This window comes from Gilliamella sp. HK2 (genome assembly GCF_001690265.1).
GTDB classification, from domain to species: domain Bacteria; phylum Pseudomonadota; class Gammaproteobacteria; order Enterobacterales; family Orbaceae; genus Gilliamella; species Gilliamella apicola_C.
The window spans coordinates 1-3,727 of sequence record NZ_LZGV01000063.1 but is presented as its reverse complement, the minus strand read 5'-3'; the positions used below and the strand labels follow the sequence as shown (position 1 = coordinate 3,727).

Annotated in this window: 5 protein-coding genes, 1 rRNA gene and 1 pseudogene; 4 read left to right on the top strand and 3 right to left on the bottom strand. The window is 33.1% G+C overall.

Annotated features, from left to right (window positions below; genetic code table 11):
• The 4 genes from A9G45_RS14385 to A9G45_RS05555 form a co-directional block, all read left to right on the top strand.
• On the top strand, positions 1-300 hold a 300-nt coding region (locus tag A9G45_RS14385; RefSeq protein WP_065572377.1), incomplete at its 5' end, for a hypothetical protein.
• 186 nt (positions 301-486) lie between these two features.
• Entirely contained in the window at positions 487-705 is a 219-nt protein-coding gene (locus A9G45_RS14955) for an RHS repeat-associated core domain-containing protein (RefSeq protein WP_081301505.1), read from the top strand.
• 6 nt (positions 706-711) lie between these two features.
• Positions 712-1,071 carry a hypothetical protein gene (locus A9G45_RS14950; RefSeq protein ID WP_141674479.1) on the top strand — a complete coding sequence of 120 codons (360 nt, stop codon included), beginning with the start codon at positions 712-714 and terminating at the stop codon, positions 1,069-1,071.
• Positions 1,072-1,163: 92 nt separating this feature from the next.
• Positions 1,164-1,541: an SMI1/KNR4 family protein gene (locus A9G45_RS05555; RefSeq protein ID WP_065567508.1), complete on the top strand. Its 378-nt coding sequence runs from the start codon at positions 1,164-1,166 to the stop codon at positions 1,539-1,541.
• 148 nt (positions 1,542-1,689) lie between these two features.
• Here A9G45_RS05555 and A9G45_RS05550 read toward each other — a convergent pair.
• From A9G45_RS05550 to rrf, 3 genes and pseudogenes are all read right to left on the bottom strand, one after another.
• Positions 1,690-2,867, bottom strand: a pseudogene (locus A9G45_RS05550) (IS256 family transposase).
• Positions 2,868-3,020: 153 nt separating this feature from the next.
• Positions 3,021-3,212, bottom strand: a complete 192-nt coding sequence (locus A9G45_RS14595) for a hypothetical protein (protein WP_218057041.1) — start codon at positions 3,210-3,212, stop codon at positions 3,021-3,023.
• Between the two features lie 399 nt (positions 3,213-3,611).
• A 5S ribosomal RNA gene (gene rrf, locus A9G45_RS05540) occupies positions 3,612-3,727 on the bottom strand.

The window sequence follows — 3,727 nt, the reverse complement described above, 5'->3', positions numbered from 1 at the left end:
ATGGCATCAAATAATCAAAAGAAAATAGATGGAAACACACCGGTATTTTCACTTGAGAAGTCTGATTATGATAAACTTTTCAATAATGCGAAACCATTAAATCAATACCCAATAATAAAAAAATTTGATGATTACTATGCTGATACTACTATTTTATATGGAGAAATTCAGCCCTTAATAAAAGAATTAGAAAGCCTTATTAAAACAAAAAAGCTACAGCTTGAATCAATTATTCATTTTATTGATTTTCTGGAAAAATCATTTAATAATGGTTTAAATGTATATATATTCTGTGACTAAGCGACCTGATTAATACCTCAAAATCAAAATAAAGCGAGCTCTACAACCATAGCTAGTTCTTGTGAGATGGCTTAACAATAATTAAGAAAACCGGCCCGAATCATCCTACCAGCCTATATATCTATACCGACCAGAACAGCTACGAACCGCTAGCACGTATAGGCACAGACGGCAACCAAGAACAACATATCCGCTATTTCCACACCGATCTGCACGGCTGTCGGGAAGAACTTACCGATACAACAGAACCTCAGATATCAAGGACAATATTTAGACAGTGAAACCAGTTTACATTACAATACTTTCAGGTACGATAATCCGGATATAGGACGCTTTACACAACTGGGTTTGATTGGACTGTTGGGTAGCTTTAATCTGTATCAATATGCGCCAATCAAATCGTAGGGATTAATATGTAAAGCTCCAAATGGCTATAAAAAAGGCGATGTAAACATACATGGTAACTTATCGCCTAATGCGAATAGAGCTTCAGGCCATAAAAACACTAGATCTGATGCATTCGTACAAAGCCATCATCCAATACAAGCTGCTTGGACTAAAAGAAATATAACTAGTTATCGAAGAAATGTTGCACCAGCGGCATTATTACAATCTTTTTCTGGTTTACTACATGCTAACATTAGTCGTGCACAAAGAACTAGAAACTCACTTAATGGAGAATGGAATACAACCTTAAAACAAGAATTCAATATAAGTTACAGAGAAATACTTCACGCCGGTGTACCTAAAGCACAAGCAAAAAAGCGTTAAATGATTCTTACAAATATTTCGATAGCATTAGAAATGCTAATATAAATAATCCTTTTTTGACTTATAGAATATTAATTGAATGGTAAATTTTTATGGAAAAGAAATTAATTATAGAAATATTGTATACTCTTGAAAAAGAAATGAATATCAAATTTCCAAGTTTATATGTACGATTTTTGTCAGAAGAGGTTCAAGATAAAGAGCCGTATGAATTAATCACTGAAAAAGAAGAATATATATACATATATAACATATATGACATTCAAGAAAGAAATGATGTATATAGTATACAAAACATTGCACCCAATTATTTTTTAATAGGTCAAGATGGTGATGTAGGCTATTTTATATACGTCAAGAAAAATAATGAGTCTGATAATATATATAGTTTGGATTTAGGTGCTTTAGGCTCTTTAGAAATGAATAACGAGGCAACTGATATTTATCATTTAGGGAAATATATCGAATGACATATTTTTCAACATAAATAATACTAACCATATAATTTTATTATAGAATTAAGAATTACAACTAAAATATAATGTCTTGAAAAATGATTATGGAGAAGTGTCTTAACCGATAGAAAAGACCCTATCCTCAATTTTGTGTATTTGCCAGTTAGAGGTAACGGGTAATTTTGTCACCAAATTCTACAATAAACCGGCTCATTGCGCTTTTCCAGTTTTGGATCGGTATAGTTCATTTTTTGATGCTTGTCGGATAGCTAAATAAATCACATTTTTCACCGAATCATCCGTCGGGAAAACTTGCGTTTTTTGATAGCATGGCGAATGATGCTGTTCAGTGATTCTATGCATTGATGGTGTAAATTGCCTTACGAATATTTTTCGAATAGGCTGTCAAATTATTCCAATGACATCGCCATAATTGACTTATGTAGCTATATTTTTCATCTCACACCGATTCAAAGTGAGATAAAGCTTGTAAGGCTTACTCTTCGGTTCTAGCTTGATTAATTGCTTTAAAATCTTTAGTAATGCTTTATAGTATTTCCAACTAACAAGCTTTAAACTATTACCCACCCTATGCAAGGTACAGACACTGGATAAACGGTGTTAATTGCATCAGGAAAACTTTTTTAAACTATCAATACAAGTAATTAAAATATCTTCCACTCCTCGATTCTTCAGTCCAGTTAAAACCGATAACCAAAACTTATCCCTTTCATTTTCAGCTATCCAAGATCCTAATAGTTCTTTATTCCCCCTCAGAGTTGATGGCTAAAGCTAGAAAAATCAATTTATTGATAATACAGCCATCTTGTCTGACTTTGACCGCAATACAGCCTAAGTAAACAATGAGATAAAGCGTATCCAACGGTTTATTTTGCCACTCAATCACTTGCCCTTTAACCGCATCGCTCACCTTTGATATTAAGGCTAGTGATATATCAACGTCATACATATCTGTTTAAAGTTTTTTCAATTTCTCGTGTGGTCATGCCTTTGGCATACAGGAATAGAATTTGATGGTTGATTTTATCAATCCGAGTTTAATATTTTTTATTAACTGTGGTTCAAATGAGCTTTCTTTATTCCGTGAGATGGATAATTCTAACTCACCATCATCACTAATGGCTGTTTTTTTACTATAGCCTTACGATAATTACTACCTAACTTTTTATGATGTTTATCATACTCTAAGTGTTGGATTATATCCGTATTTAACGCTGCCTCAATGATGAATTTATTTAAAAAGCAGGTTAATTTACCCAAATCGTCTTGAATTTTTATGTTTTTAGCTAACTCAGTCGCTAACTCTTTTAATTTTTTTATCCATTTTTATTTACAGGGTCTATTTTTTATCTGTTACTGATATGTATTTAGGTTTTTTTCTACTTAAATTATCTAGTAAACTTTTATTGTCATCTTTCCACCAATATTCTTTATATATAGCTGGTTGTTTAAACTCATAAATACTAACTAAACCTAGTAAACCTGACGGGGAATCCGCATAAAATCCCAACCATTTCTTTCGGCACAGTACATTTTTAATCTTTCGTCATACCAGATTTGGTACCCTTTTTTATCCAATATATTGAATACAGTGTTTGATATATTTGAATATTCAGATAATGCCGGCATAAAATCAACTCCATCTAATAATTTCAATAGCTTCATTAGGAATTTTCCCTTTGAAGGGTCTTTCAATTGCTCTTGTAACTGCTCCTCTAAAATAGTACAGTAAAAAAGTAGAAAATTCTCTATGATAAAAACAAAAGAGGGATTTAATTATAAAAAAATGACTGAACATCAAATCGTAGCTTTTTAAAAGAAGCTAGGCTGGTTGTTCCTGTTAGAGAGCTGTGCGGTAAATAGGACATGGATAATTCGGTTTTTTATCAATGATTAATGAACTCATTTCATTCCAACATCAATTCAACATCAACTTATCATCTTCAATACGTTATTCTTCGGGCTATCCGCTCTAGATATTACTATACAAATAAGCGCTCCATTAAATAAAATACCAAACGTAAAAAAGCCCAGCATCACTGCTGGGCTTCACTAAATTTAAAAGTCTGGCGGCACCCTACTCTCACATGGGTAATACCCACACTACCATCGGCACTACGGCGTTTCACTTCTGAGTTCGGCATGGGGTCAGGTGGGACCACCGCGCTATTACCGCCAGA

Excerpts from the sequence above, each read along its gene's own strand:
- A9G45_RS05555 (WP_065567508.1), top strand. The coding sequence starts at position 1,164 with ATGGAAAAGAAATTAATTATAGAAATATTGTATACTCTTGAAAAAGAA.
- A9G45_RS14595 (WP_218057041.1), bottom strand. The coding sequence starts at position 3,212 with ATGAAGCTATTGAAATTATTAGATGGAGTTGATTTTATGCCGGCATTA.